Source organism: Streptomyces mayonensis (assembly GCF_018982965.1).
Lineage (GTDB): Bacteria > Actinomycetota > Actinomycetes > Streptomycetales > Streptomycetaceae > Streptomyces > Streptomyces mayonensis.
Genome location: NZ_JACBYP010000081.1, coordinates 1 through 17,559 on the forward strand (window position 1 = coordinate 1; position 17,559 = coordinate 17,559).

Annotated in this window: 14 protein-coding genes; 7 read left to right on the forward strand and 7 right to left on the reverse strand. The window is 73.6% G+C overall.

The window, feature by feature from the left end; all coding sequences use genetic code 11:
• Positions 1 to 306 precede the first annotated feature (306 nt).
• Complete coding sequence (locus tag HZS56_RS25940) at positions 307 to 1,626, reverse strand: ABC transporter substrate-binding protein (protein ID WP_216723190.1); 1,320 nt, start codon at positions 1,624 to 1,626, stop codon at positions 307 to 309.
• 493 nt (positions 1,627 to 2,119) lie between these two features.
• On the opposite strand from HZS56_RS25940, the gene HZS56_RS25945 reads away from it, so the two are divergent.
• Together HZS56_RS25945 and HZS56_RS25950 are read left to right on the forward strand one after the other, a co-directional pair.
• Positions 2,120 to 3,163 (forward strand): LacI family DNA-binding transcriptional regulator, encoded by a 1,044-nt coding sequence (locus HZS56_RS25945; RefSeq protein WP_216723191.1) that lies wholly within the window; start codon positions 2,120 to 2,122, stop codon positions 3,161 to 3,163.
• A gap of 231 nt (positions 3,164 to 3,394) precedes the next feature.
• Positions 3,395 to 4,822, forward strand: coding sequence for a GH1 family beta-glucosidase (locus HZS56_RS25950; RefSeq protein WP_216723192.1), 1,428 nt, complete (start codon positions 3,395 to 3,397; stop codon positions 4,820 to 4,822).
• 177 nt (positions 4,823 to 4,999) lie between these two features.
• Here the strand turns inward: HZS56_RS25950 and HZS56_RS25955 are convergent, their stop codons facing one another.
• The 3 genes from HZS56_RS25955 to HZS56_RS25965 form a co-directional block, all read right to left on the reverse strand.
• Complete coding sequence (locus HZS56_RS25955) at positions 5,000 to 6,457, reverse strand: glycoside hydrolase family 18 protein (protein WP_216723193.1); 1,458 nt, start codon at positions 6,455 to 6,457, stop codon at positions 5,000 to 5,002.
• A 133-nt stretch (positions 6,458 to 6,590) separates the two neighbouring features.
• Positions 6,591 to 8,102 carry a sensor histidine kinase gene (locus tag HZS56_RS25960; protein WP_216723194.1) on the reverse strand — a complete coding sequence of 504 codons (1,512 nt, stop codon included), beginning with the start codon at positions 8,100 to 8,102 and terminating at the stop codon, positions 6,591 to 6,593.
• Positions 8,099 to 8,818 carry a response regulator transcription factor gene (locus HZS56_RS25965; RefSeq protein WP_216723195.1) on the reverse strand — a complete coding sequence of 240 codons (720 nt, stop codon included), beginning with the start codon at positions 8,816 to 8,818 and terminating at the stop codon, positions 8,099 to 8,101. The genes HZS56_RS25960 and HZS56_RS25965 overlap by 4 nt, the downstream gene beginning before the upstream one ends.
• Positions 8,819 to 9,007: 189 nt before the next feature.
• Between HZS56_RS25965 and HZS56_RS25970 the strand changes: the two genes are divergently transcribed.
• Positions 9,008 to 9,571 (forward strand): hypothetical protein, encoded by a 564-nt coding sequence (locus HZS56_RS25970; protein WP_216723196.1) that lies wholly within the window; start codon positions 9,008 to 9,010, stop codon positions 9,569 to 9,571.
• A 34-nt stretch (positions 9,572 to 9,605) separates the two neighbouring features.
• Here HZS56_RS25970 and HZS56_RS25975 read toward each other — a convergent pair whose 3' ends face one another.
• Both HZS56_RS25975 and HZS56_RS25980 read right to left on the reverse strand, forming a co-directional pair.
• Entirely contained in the window at positions 9,606 to 10,478 is an 873-nt protein-coding gene (locus HZS56_RS25975) for a spermidine synthase (RefSeq protein ID WP_216723197.1), read from the reverse strand.
• 89 nt (positions 10,479 to 10,567) lie between these two features.
• Positions 10,568 to 10,966, reverse strand: a complete 399-nt coding sequence (locus tag HZS56_RS25980; RefSeq protein WP_216723221.1) for a hypothetical protein — start codon at positions 10,964 to 10,966, stop codon at positions 10,568 to 10,570.
• A gap of 321 nt (positions 10,967 to 11,287) precedes the next feature.
• Here HZS56_RS25980 and HZS56_RS25985 point away from each other — a divergent pair, with 321 nt between their 5' ends.
• Entirely contained in the window at positions 11,288 to 12,682 is a 1,395-nt protein-coding gene (locus HZS56_RS25985) for an NsdA family TPR-like regulatory protein (protein ID WP_216723198.1), read from the forward strand.
• A 194-nt stretch (positions 12,683 to 12,876) separates the two neighbouring features.
• Here the strand turns inward: HZS56_RS25985 and HZS56_RS25990 are convergent, their stop codons facing one another.
• Complete coding sequence (locus HZS56_RS25990; RefSeq protein ID WP_216723199.1) at positions 12,877 to 13,473, reverse strand: histidine phosphatase family protein; 597 nt, start codon at positions 13,471 to 13,473, stop codon at positions 12,877 to 12,879.
• A gap of 204 nt (positions 13,474 to 13,677) precedes the next feature.
• Between HZS56_RS25990 and HZS56_RS25995 the strand changes: the two genes are divergently transcribed.
• Genes HZS56_RS25995 through HZS56_RS26005 form a run of 3 tightly spaced genes read left to right on the forward strand, consistent with a single transcriptional unit; the run spans position 13,678 to position 17,505 of the window.
• A complete protein-coding gene (locus HZS56_RS25995; RefSeq protein WP_216723200.1) occupies positions 13,678 to 14,643 on the forward strand; it encodes a phosphatase PAP2 family protein in 966 nt (321 codons plus the stop codon).
• Positions 14,540 to 15,871, forward strand: coding sequence for a hypothetical protein (locus HZS56_RS26000; protein WP_374201210.1), 1,332 nt, complete (start codon positions 14,540 to 14,542; stop codon positions 15,869 to 15,871). The genes HZS56_RS25995 and HZS56_RS26000 overlap by 104 nt, the downstream gene beginning before the upstream one ends.
• Entirely contained in the window at positions 15,862 to 17,505 is a 1,644-nt protein-coding gene (locus HZS56_RS26005; protein WP_216723201.1) for an amino acid adenylation domain-containing protein, read from the forward strand. The genes HZS56_RS26000 and HZS56_RS26005 overlap by 10 nt, the downstream gene beginning before the upstream one ends.
• Positions 17,506 to 17,559: the final 54 nt, after the last annotated feature.

Here is a 17,559-nt window from a genome sequence, read left to right on the forward strand (position 1 = left end):
CCGCTCGGGGCCTCGGCGAGGTGTATAAGACCCCGGGGCAGGGGGGCGCGCAACTGGCCGTTCCGCGCCCTGCGGTGGCCGGGAGGGCGGTGCGGCCTCCCACGGCCCGTGCGGTGGGCCGGGGCGGCACGGGCCTCCCCGGCCCGGGCACGGACCTGACGCCGCGCAGCAGACCCGCCGGGTTCGGCCGGGCCTGCTGCGGGCGACCCCGCGTCCGCGGGCGGGGACCGTCGTTCCTTCACGGCCCCCGGTGCGCCGGTGCGGGCGGTGCGGGGCGGGCTGGTGTACCGCCCGCAGCGGCGCGGGTCAGCCGATGGCCTTGTCGATGGCCTCGGTCGCCGCGTCCCACGCCTTGTCGGGCGAGGTGCCGCGCTGCTCCATGTTGTTGATCTCGGTGGAGAACGTCTCCTTGATCGCGCCGTCCTTCGGGCCCAGCACCGCCACCGGGATCGACTTGGACTCCTCGGCGTAGATCGTGCCGACGGGGGCGTTGTTGAAGTACTCGAGCTTGCCGTTCTTCACGTCGGGGAGCTCGTAGGCCTTCTGGTTGGACGGGAAGAGGCCGGCGGCCTTGAACACGGCGGCCTGCTGCTCGGGCGCGGTCAGCCACTTGACCAGCTCGGTGGCCTCCTTGACGTGCTTGCTGCTCTTGGGCACCGTCAGGAAGGAACCGCCCCAGTTGGCCGCGGTGTCGCCGGGCGAGTTGGTGATGTCCCACTTGCCGGCGTAGTCCTCACCGGAGTAGTCCTGGATCTGCAGCGACATCCAGGCGGGGCACACGACGGAGGCCACACTGCCCTTGCGCAGCGCCGCCTTCCACGGGTCCTGGAACTGCTTCAGGCCCTGGCTCAGCTTCTTCTCCGCGGCCTCGGCGGCGAGGTCCCAGCCCTTCTTCACACCGGGGCTGTCCTTGTAGACCGCCTCGCCTTCGGCGTCGTAGTACTGGGTCTCGGAGGAGCTGACGACGCCGTTGAACATGGCGCTGGCGGAGTCCATGAAGTAGGTGCCCTCGGGCGCCTTCTCCTGGTACTGCTCACCGAGCTTCAGGTAGTCCTCCCAGCCGCCCGCGACCGCCTTGGCGACCTCCTCGCGGTCGGTGGGCAGGCCCGCCTTCTCGAAGAGGTCCCTGCGGTAGCAGAGGGACATCGGGCCGATGTCGGTGCCGGCACCGATGACCGCGCCGTCCTTGGTGGTGGCCTGCTTGGCCTTCCAGTCCACCCACTGGCTGACGTCGACGCTGTCCTTGAGGTCGGTGAACTTGTCCGCCTGGGTGTCCACGACCTCCTTGATGCGGGCGACCTCGACCCCGACGACGTCTCCCAGACCGCTGTTGGAGTTCAGCTGCTGCAGGAGCTTCGGGTAGTAGTCCTCCTCGGTCGAGGTCGTCTCCTCCTCCACCTTGATGTTCGGGTGGAGCTCCTCGTACTTCTTGAGCAGGCCGGCCTCTTTGTAGCCGAACTGCCCGTAGTCGGTCAGCTTGAGGGTGATCTTCCCGTCGGAGTCCGAGGAGTCCGAGTCGCTGTCGCTGCTGCAACCGGTCAACAGCAGGGCCGAGGCCGTCAGGACCGACGTGGTCAGGACCGCTGCTCTGCGGCCACGACCGCCGCCGGTTCGGGTGATGCGCATTCCACTACTCCTTGTTCCAGTGGGAACGGGGACCTCAGGAATCAGACCGCCGGGTTCGACGGTCCGGACCTGCCCTCTCGGTTCGAGCAGCGGCCAGCCCAGGGCATCGCGGCGAGCGGTGCGAAGATGCTGGTCAACGGTGTGCCATGCGAGGTGGAGGGAGGGCCGATGGTGCTTCGTTCCACACGGAAGCCGGTCCCGGAACTCCGTGGGACCGCTCCCACGCGGCTTGCCCCGAAGACTGGTTGCTACCCGACCCAGGTGTCAAGACTTGAAAACGGCGTTGTTGCGCAAGCGTGTTCCGCACGTCACGTGAATGTGTCACGCCACCGGCCGTCATCCTCCCGTCATCCGCCCGTTGGATCACCAATCCCCGCAGGTCAACGACGAGTTAACGAGTGGCCCGGCTTCCGGAGGGGTCCGTACGGGCAGTCCGCGGGCGCTCTGGGACAGAATGAGGCCGGTCCCCCACCGAAACGCCGGAAGGTGAACGATGAGTCCTGCCGAACACCCGCCCGGCACCCCGGAAGCCCGGCGTCCGACCCTGAACGCGGTGGCCGCCCTGGCCGGCGTCGGCCGCGGCACGGTCTCCCGGGTCATCAACGGTTCGCCCAAGGTCAGCGACCGTTCCCGCGCCGCCGTGGAGCAGGCGATCGCCGAACTCGGCTACGTCCCCAACCCGGCCGCCCGCTCCCTGGTCACCCGGCGCACCGACTCGGTGGCCCTGGTGGTCCCGGACGCGCAGACCCGGCTCTTCTCCGAGCCGTACTTCTCGGGGATCATCCGGGGCGTGTCCGCGGGGCTGGCGGACGCCGGGATGCGCCTGCTGCTGGTCATGGTGCACGACGAGAAGGAGTACGCGCGCCTCGCGCCGTACCTGTCCGGACAGCGCGTGGACGGCGTGCTGATGGTCGCGGTGCACAGCGACGACACGCTCCCCGACCAGCTGGACGCGCTCGCCATCCCCACGGTGCTGGCGGGCCGGCGCAGTGACCGGGAGCCGCTGGGCCACGTCCGCGCCGACAACCGCGGCGGCGCCGAGATCGCGGTCCGGCACCTGCTGGCGGGCGGCCGCCGGACCGTCGGCAGCATCACCGGGCCGCTCGACATGGAGGCCGCCCGGGAACGCCTCGACGGCTACCGCCAGGCACTGCGCGACGCCGGCGCTCCGCTCGCCGAAGAGCTGGTCGCGAACGGCGACTTCACCGAGGAGGGCGGGCGCGCCGCCATGCGGGAGCTGCTGTGCGGCCGGCCCGACCTGGACGCGGTCTTCGCCGCCTCGGACGTGATGGCCTCCGGTGCCGTGCTGGAACTGCGCGCCGCGGGCCGCCGGGTGCCCGAGGACGTGGCCGTCGTCGGCTTCGACGACTCCATCGTGGCCCGGCACATCGATCCGCCGCTGACCAGCGTCCGGCAGCCGCTGGACGAGATGGGCCGCACCATGGCGCGGCTGCTGCTCGACGAGATCGCCGACCGCGGCGCCGGACGCCGCGGAGTGGTGCTCCCGACGCGCCTCGTGGTGCGGGACTCGACCTGAGCGACGCCGGAGCGGACGGTCCGCCGGGCGGCCCGGGCGGGTGCGGTCCGGGGCGGTGGTCCGGGGCGTGGTCCGGTCGGTGCGGTGGTTGGGACGGTGCGGTGGATGGGGCGGTGCGGTGGATGGGGCGGTGCGGTGGTCGTCGGAGCACTGGTTCGCGGCGGGGAGCTTTTGTTGTGGGTGGGAGCGCTCCCATGCATAATGGGCCCCCCGACCCGTGGGAGCGATTCCATGCCACAGCCGACGCCGGTCACCTTCCCCTCCGCCTTCCTGTGGGGCGCCGCCACCTCGGCGTACCAGATCGAGGGCGCCGTGCAAGAGGACGGCCGCACCCCCTCCATCTGGGACACCTTCAGCCACACGCCCGGCAAGACGGCGGGCGGGGACACCGGCGACGTCGCCGTCGACCACTACCACCGCTACCGCGACGACGTGGCCCTGATGAAGGACCTCGGACTCAAGGCGTACCGCTTCTCCGTCTCCTGGCCCCGCGTCCAGCCCAACGGCCGCGGCCCCGCCGCCGAACGCGGTCTGGACTTCTACCGCCGTCTGGTGGACGAGCTGCTGGCCGCCGGCATCAAACCGGCCCTCACGCTCTACCACTGGGACCTGCCGCAGGAGCTGGAGGACGCGGGCGGCTGGCCGCAGCGCGACACGGCGTACCGGTTCGCGGAGTACGCGCAGATCGTCGGTGAGGCGCTCGGCGACCGGGTGGAGCAGTGGATCACGCTCAACGAGCCGTGGTGCAGCGCGTTCCTGGGGTACGCCTCCGGCGTGCACGCCCCCGGCCGTACCGAGCCCGCCGCCGCGCTGCGCGCCGCGCACCACCTGAACCTGGCGCACGGCCTGGGCACGGCGGCGCTGCGCTCGGTGCTGCCGGCCGGCAGCTCGATCGCGATCAGCCTCAACACCGCCCCCGTCCGGCCGCTGACGCAGAGCCCGGCGGACCTGGCTGCGGCCCGGAAGATCGACGACCTGTCCGGCGGCATCTTCCACGGCCCGGTCCTGCACGGGGCCTACCCGCAGTCCCTGCTGGAGGCGACGGCGCCGCTGACCGACTGGTCCCACGTCCAGGACGGCGACCTGGAGCAGATCCGGCAGCCCCTCGACGCGATCTGCCTCAACTACTACACGCCCACCGTCGTGTCGGCGGCGGACCCCGGCTCGCGCGTACCGGGCGCCGACGGCCACGGCGCGAGCGAGTACTCTCCGTGGCCCGGCGCCGACGACGTGGCCTTCCACCAACCGCCGGGCGAGCGTACGGAGATGGGCTGGAGCGTCGACCCGACCGGCCTGCACGAGCTGATCATGCGCTACCACCGGGAGGCACCCGGCACACCGCTGTACATCAGCGAGAACGGCGCCGCCTACGACGACAAGCCCGACGCCGAAGGCACCGTGCACGACCCCGAGCGCGTCGCCTACCTGAACGGCCACCTCTCGGCGGTCCGGCAGGCCGTCGCCGACGGCGCCGACGTCCGCGGCTACTACCTGTGGTCACTGCTGGACAACTTCGAGTGGGCCTACGGCTACGAGAAGCGGTTCGGCGCGGTGTACGTCGACTTCGCCAGCCAGCGGCGCACGCCCAAGTCGAGCGCCCTGTGGTACGGGCGGGCGGCCCGCACGGGGACGCTGCCGCCGGTGGACTCGGCCGAGTGACTCTCCGGCCCCGGGGTACTCCCTCGGGGCCGGAGCGGCGGACGCGGGGCGCGGTACCCGTGGGGGGTTACCGCGCCCCGCTCGTGGGGCCGGTGTGGGGGGAAGCCCGGCCCTGGTCGGGAGGGCCCGGCGTCGGCGCCGGGCGAAGGCGTCCGTGCCGGTCCGGGGAGGTGCCCCCTAGTTGAAGGCGGCGAAGGCCTTGGCGAAGGCGTTGTCCTCCTGGTCGACGGAGCTGCACGTGGCGTCGGCGGAGGGCTTCGGGCCGCCGGGGCAGGCCTTGTCGCGGGTCGCGGACCACATGGACAGTCCGCCGAGGCCCTTGGACTTAGCGAACTCCACCAGCTGGGTGGCGTCCTCCACCTGGAACACCTCGGAGGCCACGTCGTTGACGCCGATCATCGGCGTGACCGCGACCGTCTTCCAGGCGTCCTCCTCGGACAGGCCGAGGACGCCCTTGATCTGGGCCTGGGTGGCGGTGGCGGCCTGCTCGGCGTAGGTGCCCATGTCGTCGCTGTACGCGGGGCCGTAGTCCATCGCCATGATGTTGACGGTGCCGATGTCCACGCCGTTCTCCTCGGCGTCGGCGAGGAGGTCGACGCCCTCCTGGGTGAGGCCCTCGGGCATCACCGGGAGGGTGAAGGAGACGTCCAGGCCGGGGTGGTCCTTCTGGAGCGCGGCGATGGCCTGGGCGCGGCGGGTGTTGGCGGCCGTGTCGGGCAGGGCGCCGCCCTCGACGTCGAAGTCGACCTTGGTGAGGCCGTAGGTGTCGACGACCTCGGCGTACGCGGCGGCCAGCGCGTCGGCCGAGGTGCAGGTCGTGCCGAGTTCGGAGCCGGAGGCGCCGCCGAAGGAGACCCGGACGTCGCCGCCCGCGTCGCGCAGGGCGCCGATCTGGTTGGCGACGGCGTCGCCGCCGAGGTCGGTGACGCCGCCCCACTTCGGGGTGCAGCCGCCGCCGTCGGTGACGAAGGCGAGGGTGTAGTTCTTCACGCCGGTCGCCTCGGCGCTCGCGAGGAGGTCGAAGGCCGGGTAGAGGGAGGTGTCGACGTACGGGGCGAATCCCGCGGCGGCCTTGGTGCCCTCGCCGGGGGTGCCGGTGGGCGCGGGGGCGGTTCCCTCGTCGGTGCCGGTCGGCGCCGGCTCCGCGGTGTCGGTGGGCGCGGGGGCCGGGGCGTCGGTGGGGCGGCCGCTGGGCTCGGGGGTGGCACCGTCGTCCGTCGAGCACTCGGCGTCGTCGACGAGGCAGCCGGTGGGGTCGGCGGTGCCCTTGACGACGAAGCCGACGGTGACGGACTCGCCGGCCTTCAGCCCGTCCGTGTCCCACTTGGGCGGGGTCACGGTGACGTGCTGTCCGTCGGTCTTCGACGTGGCGTTCCACAGGGAGCCGAGTGCCGTGCCCTCGGGCAGGTCGAACTCGAGGGACCAGTCGGCCTTCGTCTCGCCGCTGGTGTTGGTGACGACGTACTGGGCGGTGTAGCCCGTCGACCACTCGCTGGTCTTCGTGTACGCGGCGCCCACCGGCGCGGCCTGGGCGGTGCTGGTGAACAGCAGCGCCCCTCCACCGGCCACGGCCGCCGCGACGAGGGTGCCGATCGCCTTGTTCCTGCCACTGACCTTGCGTCGGTGCGTGCGCATCACGTACTGCCTGCCTTCGCTGTTCACGGTGCCCCGCGGGGACGTGCGGGGTGGTGGGTGCGACAGCACGCTAGCGACCCGCAAACGGGCAAAGACCCTGATCCGGACGGCCGCCTGCGGCCTTAGGGTGCGCTTAAGGAAGGGATCGGGAGCGATTAATGGTCGCGCTCTGCCGGGGCTGCCGCAGCTGCCGGCGGCGTCGCACGGACCCGCGGTGCCCGCGCCGCGCCGGTGCCGCCCGGCCGTCGAGCTGGATCCAGATCCGCACCTCGGTGCCGCCGAGAACGGAGGAGCCGATCCGTACGTCGCCGCCGGTGGACTCGGCCATCCGGCGCACGATGTCCAGGCCGAGGCCGGTCGAGCCGTCGGTGCCGGAGCCGCGGCCGCGGGCCATCGCCGCCTCGGGATCGGGTATGCCGGCGCCCGCGTCGGAGACGAGCACGATCACCGCGTCCTCGCCGTTGTGCAGGTCGACGGCGAAGGCGGTGCCCTCGGCGGTGTGCCGGAAGACGTTGCCGAGCAGGGCGTCGAGCGAGGCGGCCAGATCGGTACGGGCCACGGGTATGCGCACCGGGCGGTCGGCGCCGGCCACCCGCCACTTGCGGCCCTCGTCCTCGGCGAGGGCGGACCAGAACCCCATCCGCTCCCGGACCACCTCGGCCGCGTCGCACCCGGCGCCCGGCCCGGCCGCGGCCGTCTGCGGCTTGGCGTCCCGGGCGGTGCGGATGATGGTGTCGACCTCGCGCTCCAGCTGCTCGACGGCGGTCCGGGTCTGCTCGGCGGCCGGACCGTCGCCGAGCGAGGCCGCGTTGAGCCGCAGCACGGTCAGCGGGGTGCGCAGCCGGTGGGACAGGTCGGCGGCCAGTTCCCGCTCGTTGGCGAGGAGTTGGACGACCTGGTCGGCCATGGAGTTGAACGCGACCGCCGCGAGCCGCAGTTCGTTCGGTCCCTCCACCGGCACCCGGGCGCCCAGCTTCCCCTCCCCCAGCTCGTGCGCGCCCTCGACCAGGCGTTGCGCGGGCTGCACCATCCGCACGCCCAGCCGGTCGGCGACCGCCACCGAGCCGACGATCAGCGCGATGCCGACGCCCGCGAGCACCGCCCAGGCGGTGTTCACGCCGTTGGTGACCGCGGACTCGGGGACGTACACCTCGACGACGGCGATCTCGCCGGAGCTGAGCGCGACCGGCTGGAGAAGTGTGGACCCGCCTTCCACCTCGGCGGTGGAGGCACGGCCCATCTCGCGCACGGCGGCGATGTCCTCGTCGGTGGCACGCTGCCGGCCGATGTCGGTGGCGGCACCGGCACCCGTGCCCGCACCGCCCTCCGTACCCGAACCATCCTCCGCGCCACCGTCGGTGCCCGCACCGCCCTCCGTACCCGCACCGCCGTCCGCTCCGGCTGCGGTCGCCGGTATGTGCACGGCCATTCCGGCGTCCGAGCCCGCGGAGGCGACGACGCGCTCCAACTGCTCGCGGTCGGTGGTGATGGACAGCGCCGGGGCGACGGCGGCGGCCTCCCGCTCCGCGTTGGAGAAGGCACGGTCCCGGGCCATCTCGCGGATGACGAGTCCGAGGGGCACGGCGAAGGCGACCACGACCATCACGGTGACCGCCAGCGACACCTTGACCAGGGCCCATCTCATCGTGGCGGCTCCGCTCCGGAGGACTGCGCGACGGGCGGCTCCAGCTTCACGCCGACGCCGCGCAGGGTGTGCAGGTAGCGGGGCCGGGCGGCGGTCTCACCGAGCTTGCGGCGCAGCCAGGACAGGTGGACGTCGATGGTCTGGTCGTCGCCGTACGACTGCTGCCAGACCTCGGCGAGCAGCTCCTTGCGGGGGACGACGACGCCCGGCCGACCGGCCAGGAAGGCGAGCAGGTCGAACTCCCGGCGGGTCAGATCCAGCTGTGCGCCGTCCAGTTCGGCCTGGCGGCGCAGCGGGTCGACCGTGAGGCCGCCGACACGGAGGACGCTGGAGGGGGCCGCTTCGGCGGGGCCGCTGCGGGCGCGGCGCAGGACGGCGGCCATCCGGGCCGACAGGTGCTCGACGGAGAACGGCTTGGTGAGGTAGTCGTCCGCGCCCGCGTTCAACAGCCGTACCACCTCGGTCTCGTCGTCGCGGGCGGTGGCGACGATGACGGGCACGTCGGTGATGCCGCGCAGCATCTTCAGCGCCTCGGAGCCGTCCAGGTCGGGCAGTCCGAGGTCGAGTATCACGACGTCGAACCGGAAATGGGCGACCTCGCGCAGCGCCTCCAGCGCCGTACCGACACTGCGGACGGTGTGCGCGGCGTCGGTCAGATGCCGGATCAGCGCCGAGCGTACGAACTGGTCGTCCTCGACCACGAGCACACTTGCCATGGGCGGCACCGTACGCCATGCGAACCAACGCGGTCCGAGCCTGTGGACAACTCCGCCCAGGCCCCTGTGGACAACTCCGGCCGGGTCTTCCGGACAACTCCGCCCGGGTCCTCCCGGCAACTCAACCGGGGCCACCGTCACACCGCGTTCGGGCGACACGGGTGGGGCGGGTGGTGCAGTATGGCCGCGATGCGCAGAGGACTCGTCCACCTGATCGCCTGGCTGCTCGCCACCGGCGCGGCGGTCACGCTGTCGTGGTGGGGCGTGCACACGGTGATGGCGGGCACGGCCTACGACGCGCCCCGCGCGCTGCCCATCACCGCCGCCGACGCGAGCGTACGGAACGGGGACGCGGACGGGGAGGACGAGGAGTCCCTGGCCTCGTCCACCAGCCGGCCGTCGTCGCCCTCGCCGTCGAAGAGTCCTTCGTCCACGCCGAGCAAGCCCCCCGCCGAGCCGGACCCCACCCCGTCGAGCCCGGCGCCGCCTTCCGCCCCCAAGACCCCGTCGAGCCCCGCGCCCACCACCTCCGGCGAGGTCAAGAGCTACGACACCGACGGCGGCCGGGCGGTCTTCGACCTCGGTCCGTCGTCCGCGTCGCTGGTGTCGGCGACGCCGGGCCCGGGCTGGTCGATGCAGGTGTGGAAGACGGAGTCGTGGATCCGGGTGGAGTTCACCTCGGGTGCGGACAGCGTCTCGGTGTTCTGCACCTGGCACGACGGACCGCCCCGGGTGGAGATCGGCACGTACTGAGCGGCCTGCGGGGCCGCGCGCGGGGCCGCCCCGTTCACCTTCCGAACACGGAGTCCGGCGGTGCGGGCGAGTCCACCGCCGCGGCGTCCGACACGGGTTCGGCGCCGCCGGTGAAGTCGGTGAGCGCGCGGCCGTGTTCCACGCGCGCGGGGTGCGGGTCGGAGGCCGCGCGGCGGGTCAGTTCGGCGACCGGCAGCGGGTGGTCCCCGGCGACGAGGACCGCGTTGCCGAAGCGCCTGCCGCGCAGTACGGCGGGGTCGGCGACGAGGGCGAGTTCCGCGAACCGGGAGGCGGCGGTGGCGATCTGGCCGCGCAGGTGGGCGAGGGGCGGCCCGTCGGCGAGGTTGGCGGCGTAGACCCCGCCGGGCGCGAGCGTGCGCCGTACCTCGTCGAGGAACTCGGCGGACGTCAGGTGGGCCGGGGTGCGGGCCCCGCCGAAGACGTCCGCGACGACCAGGTCGGCCCAGCCGTCGGGCACCTTGGCGAGCCCCGCGCGGGCGTCGGTCGAGCGGACCCGTATCCGGGCGCCGGGGTCCAGGGGAAGCTCCCTGCGGACCAGTCGGACGAGGGCGGCGTCCCGCTCGACGACCTGCTGCGTGGAACGGGGGCGGGTGGCGGCGACGTACCGGGCGAGGGTGAGGGCGCCGCCACCGAGGTGCACGGCCCGCACGGGTCTGCCCGGCGGGACGGTCAGGTCGATGACGTGCCCGATGCGGCGCTGGTACTCGAAGGACAGGTGGGCCGGATCGTCGAGGTCGACGTGGGACTGCGGGGCGCCGTCGATCAGCAGCGTCCAGGCTCTGGGCCGGTCGCGGTCGGGCACCAGCTCGGCCCGCCCGCCGTCGACGTCCTCGACGACGGCCGCGGCCGCGGCGCGCCCGCGGCGGTTGTTCCTGGACTTTCCCATCGGCCCATTATCGGCGGTCGCCCAACCGGGACGGAGGCCGGCCGCTTCGCTCAGCGGCAGCTGTCCACGCCCCCTCGGTCAGCGAGCGTTCAGCGGCAGCTGTCCGCGGCCCTGATCAGCCGGGCCGCCTCGCCGAGGGCGGCGCGCAGTACGGCCGGATCGGTCGCCAGGTCGGCCTCGCCGGGCGGCAGCAGCCAGTCGGAGCCCTCCACGGGCGGCTCGGCCTCCACGTCGACGCTCAGGCCGCGGCCGTCCGTCTCCATGCAGGTGCTGCCGGGCACGTCCCAGGCGGCGGCGGTGCCCGGGGGCACCAGGAATCCGAGGGTGTCGCAGCCGTCGTCGTGGATCACGGGGCCCACTTCCTCACGGGCCGCCCGCCTGAGGATGTCGACCGCCTCGAGACCCTGCCGGGTCGGCACGGTCACGACGTCGCAGGGATCACAGGGGTCACAGGGGGCACAGGACGAATCGCTGGCACTGGTGACCATTCTGATGTCCATCCTGGTGTCCATCCGGGCCTCCACCACGGAACTCCTCCTCGGACGAGTCGGACGAGTCGGACGAGCCGACGGGCGGATCCGGAACCCGGGGCCTCCCGTCCACCCGGTTCAACGCGGTGGACCGTCAACGGCTACGGCACAAAGGCGCCGCAAAGGATGGCACTTCATGGCAGATCGTGGATGAGATATCCGGTTTGTAAGCAAACAGCGTGTGACCGATCCGTCACAGCAGGTACGTTCTTGCTCGCCGGAAACGGGCCCGCGCCCTTTCCCGGCCTGGTTCGACGGTTCGCACGAGAGGACCCGGCCATGGCGTCGTCAACGGTGACCCCCGCCCAGCCCGAACGGCCACCGCGGCCGAACCTCGCCTTCCGGCGGTTGCGCGGCCGGCGCTCCCCGGCGGAGTTCGCGGCGGCGGTCCGCCGGGCCGCGCGCGAGATCGGCGAGCGGGTCAGCTGCGACGCACGCTACGTCGGCCGGGTCGAGGCGGGCGAGATCCGCTGCCCCAACTACGCCTACGAGCGGGTGTTCCTGCACATGTTCCCCGGCCGCACCCTCACCGACCTGGGGTTTGCGCCCCGCGCGTCGGTACGCGGACGCCGGGAGCGCGCGGTGGATGGAACGCGGGAGGTGGGTGAGTCGTACGAGACGGACGACGACAACGAGACGCACGACGACAACGAGGAGAGCGACGTGCTGCGTCGCGCATTCATGACGAGCGGCGCCACGGTGGCCGCCGCCTCGCTGGGCCCCCTGGGGCTCGCCCTCGACGCCGCGGCGGCCGGACGCCCCGTGCGCCGCGCCGGACCGGACGAGGCCGACGCCGTCGAAGAGGCCGTCCGCCGGATCCGGCTGCTGGACGACCGGCACGGCGCGGACGGCCTCTACCGGCGCGCGGCGGCCCCGTTGCGCACCGCGTACGCGCTGCTGGACGCCGGCGCGTCCCGGCAGGCGACCGCGGACCGGCTCTACTCGGGCGCCGGTGAACTTGCCATCTCGGTGGGCTGGCTCGCGCACGACTCCGGTCGCTTCGACGACGCGCGCTCGCACTACGCCGAGGCCCTCGCCACCTCGCGGATGTCCGGCGACCCGGGGCTGGAGGCGCACGCCTTCTGCAACACGGCGTTCCTCGCCCGCGACGCCGGACGGCCGCGCGAGGCGGTACGGGCGGCCCAGGCCGCGCAGCGCGCCGCCCGTACGCTGGGCTCGGCCCGGCTGATGTCCCTGCTGGCGCTGCGCGAGGCGGGCGGCTGGGCGGGACTCGCCGACCGCGCCCGCTGCGAGCAGGCGCTGGCCCGCGCGCAGGCCTTCTTCGAGCGAGGCCCCTCGGACGCCGACCCCGAGTGGATGAGCTTCTACGGCGAGGCCGAACTGGAGGGCCTGGAGGCGCAGTGCTGGTCCACTCTGGGCGACTGGCCCCGGGCCGCACGGCACGCGCGGCGGGCGGCGGACCTCCAGGACCCGCACTTCACCCGGAACCTCGCGCTGTACTCGGCGGAGCTGGCCGACGACCTGGCCCGCGGCGGCCGCCCCGACGAGGCCGCGGCGGCGGGCATGCGGGTTCTGGAGCTGCTGGGCGAGGTCCAGTCCTCCCGCATCCACACGATGCTGGCCGGCACGTCCCGCGTCCTCCTCCCCCACCGCCGTACCCGGCCGGTCGCGACCTTCCTGGACCACCACGCGGCGCTGCCGCGCCCGGCCTGACGGCCACCGCCCTCGGGCGAGCGAAGCCGAGCATGGGGGGGGGAGGAGGAAGGGATGGTGGGCACGGAGGGGGCGCCCCTCAGTGCAGGGGCGGCACACCCCTTCGGGGGAGGCACCCCGCGGCACCGGGCCGCACGACTCCGAGCCCTCTCGCACACGAGCCCGAACTCCGGCCCCGCAAACGCACCGCCCCGTCAGCCGGCCAGGTGCCCCACGTCGTTCCAGCTCTCCACCGCCGGCTCCCCGTACGCCCAGCCCAGCACGGACAGCGACGTCGGATTCAGCCGGATCCGCGCGCCGAAGGACACCGGCAGCCCCAGCCATCGCGCGCCGATCGCCCGCAGGATGTGCCCGTGGGCGAAGACGAGCACGTCACGCTCCGCCTCCCGCGCCCACGCCACCACCTCGTCCGCGCGCGCGGTGACGTCCGCCACGCCCTCCCCCTCCGGAACCCCGTCCCGCCAGATCAGCCACCCGGGCCGGACGGCCTGGATCTGGTCCGGCGTCATGCCCTCGTACACGCCGTAGTCCCACTCCATCAGCGCGTCCCACGCGCGGGCGCGCTCACCGAAGCCCGCCAGCTCGCAGGTCTCGCTCGCCCGCACCAGCGGACTGGTCCGCACCTCGGCGCCGTGGAGCCCGTCAAGCGGCGCGCGGTGCAGCCGCTCGCCGAGCAGCTTGGCGCCGCGCCGGCCCTCCTCGAGGAGCGGAACGTCGGTCCTGCCGGTGTGTCTGCCGGACAGCGACCACTGGGTCTGTCCGTGCCGGGCCAGCAGGATGCGCGGTGCCATGAAGAGGCCTTTCCGGGAGAAATGTCTGAGGGGACACCTCCATCATCCCGTACTGTCCGTGCGGGCAACCCGGGGGGCACGACCGGCGTCTATCCGGTCCGAGGGCGCTTCGCGGAGCGGAGACAGGGAGGCCGTAGAGTGGCTCGCCCGTGTCCGTTCAGGCGCGCGAGTCAACGAGCAACGAGAAGGGGGAGGGCGATCGGATTGCCGCACACCGAGACACCGGGCACCGAGGCGGCCCCGAAGACTCGGCTGCGCTGGTGGACCGAGCTGCCGCTCATCCTCCTCGTGTACGCCTGCTACTCGGCCGGGCGCCTGCTCGTGCGGGGCGACGTCTCCGACGCGGTGGACCACGGCCTGGCCATCCTGGACATCGAGAAGGCCTTCTTCCTCAACGCGGAGCACCCGCTCAACCGCCTCTTCACCAGCCAGCCCTGGATCGGCGTGCCGGCGGACTTCTGGTACGCGTCGCTGCACTACGTGGTCACACCGGCGATCCTGGTCTGGATCTTCCGTTCCCGCGCGGTGCGCTACCGGGCCGCGCGGACCTGGCTGATGACGTCCACGTTCATCGGCCTCATCGGCTTCACGCTCCTGCCGACCTGCCCGCCCCGGCTGCTGGACGCCAGTCACGGCTTCGTCGACACGATGGCCCAGTACAGCTCGTACGGCTGGTGGGGCGGCGAGGCGAGCGCGCCGCGCGGCCTGGGCGGGATGACCAACCAGTACGCGGCGATGCCGAGCCTGCACGTGGGCTGGGCGCTGTGGTGCGGCGTGATGCTGTGGCGGTACGGAGGCACGCGCACCGCGAAGGCGGCCGGTGTCGTCTACCCGCTGGTGACGACGATCGTGGTGATGGGCACGGCCAACCACTACTTCCTCGACGCGGTCGCCGGAGCCGCCGTGATGGGCGCCGGACTGCTGCTGACGCCGTACGTGATGCGGATCGCGGACCGGGGGCGGGTGCGTCTCGTGGCCCGTTTCGCACCGTCCGCCACCCCTGCCGCGTCCGCCCCGGGCGGCGCGGGTTCCCCGATTGTCAGTGGCGGATGCCAGACTTCCACGGGTGAGCGATTCCCACGGCAGCGAGAGCAGCGGTTCGGACCAGGAGAGGAGCCGGACCCCGCCCCCTCGGACGCGGGGGACGAGACTCCGGCACCGGCTCGCTGAGCTGCGCGGTCCCGACGTACCGGCCAAGGCGCTGGACGCGCGCGCCCTGGCCGCCCTCGCCGCCAACCCCGGTTGCCGCCGCCGCGCGATCCTCGACGGCGCCGGGGTGGACAAGGCGGCGCTCGCGGCCGCGCTGGGTTCGCCGTCGGTCTTCGGGCAGTCGCAGTTCGCCTTCGTACGGGGCAACGCCTTCGAGGCACGGGTCAAGGCGGACGGCGGTGCCGAGCTGCTGCGGCTGGTGCACGAGAAGCTGGACCGGGGTGCCGAGCCGCCCGCCGACGCCCAGGTGCCCGACCTGTCCGCGACCGGCCCCGAGGGACGTACGGCCCGGACGGCGCTGGCCCTGCGGGAGGCCGCCGGCGATCCCGGCGCCTGGACGCTGCTCGACCATCCGATGCTCGCCCTCGACGTCGCCGGTTCCCCCGCCTTCCTGGAGCCGGACGCCGTGGTGGTGCATCCGGACGGCAGCTGGACGGTCGTCGAGATCAAGTCCTTCCCGATGCTGGACGGTTCCGCCGACGCGGCGAAGGTCGGTGCGGCCGCGCGGCAGGCCGCGGTCTACGTGCTGGCTCTGGAGCGGGTCGCCGCCCGCCTGGACCCCGCGCCGCGCGTACGCCACCGGGTCCTGCTGGTCTGTCCGAAGGACTTCTCCAACCTGCCGACCGCGTCCGCCGTCGACGTACGCAAGCAGCGCGCCGTCACCGACCGTCAGCTGGCCCGGCTGACCCGCGTCGAGGACATCGCCGACGCGCTCCCCGAGGGCGTCTGCTTCTCCCCCGAGCTGCCGGCCGAGGAGCTGACGGCGGCGGTCGAGGCGGTCCCGGCGGCGTACGCGCCGGAGTGCCTGTCCGCCTGCGAGCTGGCCTTCCACTGCCGCGCCCGGTCCCTGGAGGCCGGGGCCGTGACCTGCCTGGGCCGCCCGGTGCGGGCGGAGCTGGGCGGACTGTCGACGGTCGGGGAGGTACTGGCCGCGGCCCGCGGCGAGTCCGGCGACCCGGACGACCCGGCGGTGGCCGCGCTGCGCAGGGCGGCCCAGCTGCGCACGGAGGCCCTGGCGACGGCAGCCGCCGCAACCCGTACGGAAGCCACCGGAGTCATGGAAGCCACCAAAGTCACTGGTGTCACCGAGGCCACCGAGACCACCGAGACCAGTGGAACCGGTGGAGTCACCGAGGCCAGTGGAACGAGTGAAGTCACCGGAGTCAGCGAGGTGCCACGGTGTCACTGATCACCACCCTCGCCCGGTTGGAGGCCGTCCGCACCGGCAGCGCCCAGCCCGCCGCCACCGTCCGGCACCGGCACCTGTCCGACCGCCCGCTGGTCTTCGTGCCGCTGACCACCGCCGGTGAGGCAGGCGCCCCGCTCGGCGCGCTGGTGGGCACCGACCGGGACGCTCCGCACCTGCTGGTCGTGCCGCAGCCCCGCGACCGCGACCTGCGCTTCGCGTTCCTCGCCGAGCTGGCCGGCATCGTGCTGCCGCACGTCGAGGCGTACGCGGAGAGCGTCGAGGCCGCCGAGCGCACCGAGACCGACCCGGAGACCGGCAAGCGGGTCAAGGTCGAGGTCGACCTGTGCGCGGACGCCGCGCAGCTGATCGTGCCGAACCGCGCGGGCGTCGAATTCGTACGGCTGCTGGGCCGCTCCATGCGCTTCCGGCGTACGGCGGAGCAGGACCCGGAGACGCCGCACCCCGCGCCCCCGCGCGTGCCGCTGCTCGGCCGCTGGCTGACCCACTACGGCGAGCGGGCCCGCGTCCCCGGCTCCTCCCTGCTCCTGGCCATGACCGACCTGCTGGGCCGGCACTGGGCGAGCGGCCAGTCCACGCTGGAGGACCAGCACCTGGGCGCGCTGCTGGCGTGGATCGACCCGGAAGCCGTTCCGGTGGGCGCCCCGGGCGACGCCCCGCCCGGCGAGGAGCTGACCGGCGCGCGGGCCGCGCGCCGCGCGGAGCTGGCCCGTGACGCCGCCGGCCAGCTGCTCTGCCCGCCCGCCGGCCCGGCGACCGACCCGGCCTTCGACAACAAGCTGCTCGCCCCCGCCATCGAGCGCTACGACCGCGCCCGCACCGCGCTGGCCGCCGCCGAGGACGGCCTGGAGGCCGACGACCGGCTCGGCACGCTCACGGCCGCCGAGCGGGAGATCCGCGCCCTGGTCGAGAGCCGTACCCGCCCCACCTGGGACGCGGTGTGGCGGGGCCTGGACCTGCTGCGCGCGCTGCCCGCCGGTGCGCATGCCGACGAGCGCTGGACCCGCGACCGCTGGTCGTTCACCTCGCACCGCGACCGGATCCTGGCGGGCGAGCCCCCGCAGCCGCGCCGCGACGACGCGGTGACGGCGGCGAACAAGCTGGCGACGCGCGAGCGCGAGCAGGCCCGCCTGGAGGCGCAGGAGGCGCTGGACGACCCGCTGGTGATGGCCGGGCGGCGGCTGTCCGGGGAGGCGTTCGCGGGCGAGGTCGTCGAGGTGGTGATGGCGTACAGCGAGAGCAAGCGCCCCAGCCCCCGCCCGCTGATCACGGTCCGCACGGACGACCGCCCGCACCTGGCCGAGCGTGCGAAGGTCCACCGCTCGCTGAACGGCAAGCCGCAGACGGCCGAGTACGTCGGGCCCGCGGACGAAAGCGACGACGGGACAGTCGTGCTGCGCATCACGGACAAGATGGGCCGGGGCAAAGAACCGGAGGCGGGCTCGGTGCCGGAGAAGGGCGACCTGGTCTGCTTCACCCTCTTCGAACACGAGCAGCGGGGCGGCGCGAAGCTCCCCGACCCGGAGCAGACGCCGTGGACGCACGGCGGCCCGCCCGGTGAGGCGGCAGCCGTCGCGGAGGCCGCGGACGCCCAGACCGAGGAAGACGTCCTGTGACCGCCGAGACCGCCACCACACCCGGCACACCCACTGCCCCGGCCCCGGCGACGA

Bases quoted from the DNA above. Each gene is read 5' to 3' on its own strand.
- HZS56_RS25940 (WP_216723190.1), bottom strand. From the start codon at position 1,626: ATGCGCATCACCCGAACCGGCGGCGGTCGTGGCCGCAGAGCAGCGGTC.
- HZS56_RS25945 (WP_216723191.1), top strand. From the start codon at position 2,120: ATGAGTCCTGCCGAACACCCGCCCGGCACCCCGGAAGCCCGGCGTCCG.
- HZS56_RS25950 (WP_216723192.1), top strand. From the start codon at position 3,395: ATGCCACAGCCGACGCCGGTCACCTTCCCCTCCGCCTTCCTGTGGGGC.
- HZS56_RS25955 (WP_216723193.1), bottom strand. From the start codon at position 6,457: ATGCGCACGCACCGACGCAAGGTCAGTGGCAGGAACAAGGCGATCGGC.
- HZS56_RS25960 (WP_216723194.1), bottom strand. From the start codon at position 8,102: ATGAGATGGGCCCTGGTCAAGGTGTCGCTGGCGGTCACCGTGATGGTC.
- HZS56_RS25965 (WP_216723195.1), bottom strand. From the start codon at position 8,818: ATGGCAAGTGTGCTCGTGGTCGAGGACGACCAGTTCGTACGCTCGGCG.
- HZS56_RS25970 (WP_216723196.1), top strand. From the start codon at position 9,008: ATGCGCAGAGGACTCGTCCACCTGATCGCCTGGCTGCTCGCCACCGGC.
- HZS56_RS25975 (WP_216723197.1), bottom strand. From the start codon at position 10,478: ATGGGAAAGTCCAGGAACAACCGCCGCGGGCGCGCCGCGGCCGCGGCC.
- HZS56_RS25980 (WP_216723221.1), bottom strand. From the start codon at position 10,966: ATGGTCACCAGTGCCAGCGATTCGTCCTGTGCCCCCTGTGACCCCTGT.
- HZS56_RS25985 (WP_216723198.1), top strand. From the start codon at position 11,288: ATGGCGTCGTCAACGGTGACCCCCGCCCAGCCCGAACGGCCACCGCGG.
- HZS56_RS25990 (WP_216723199.1), bottom strand. From the start codon at position 13,473: ATGGCACCGCGCATCCTGCTGGCCCGGCACGGACAGACCCAGTGGTCG.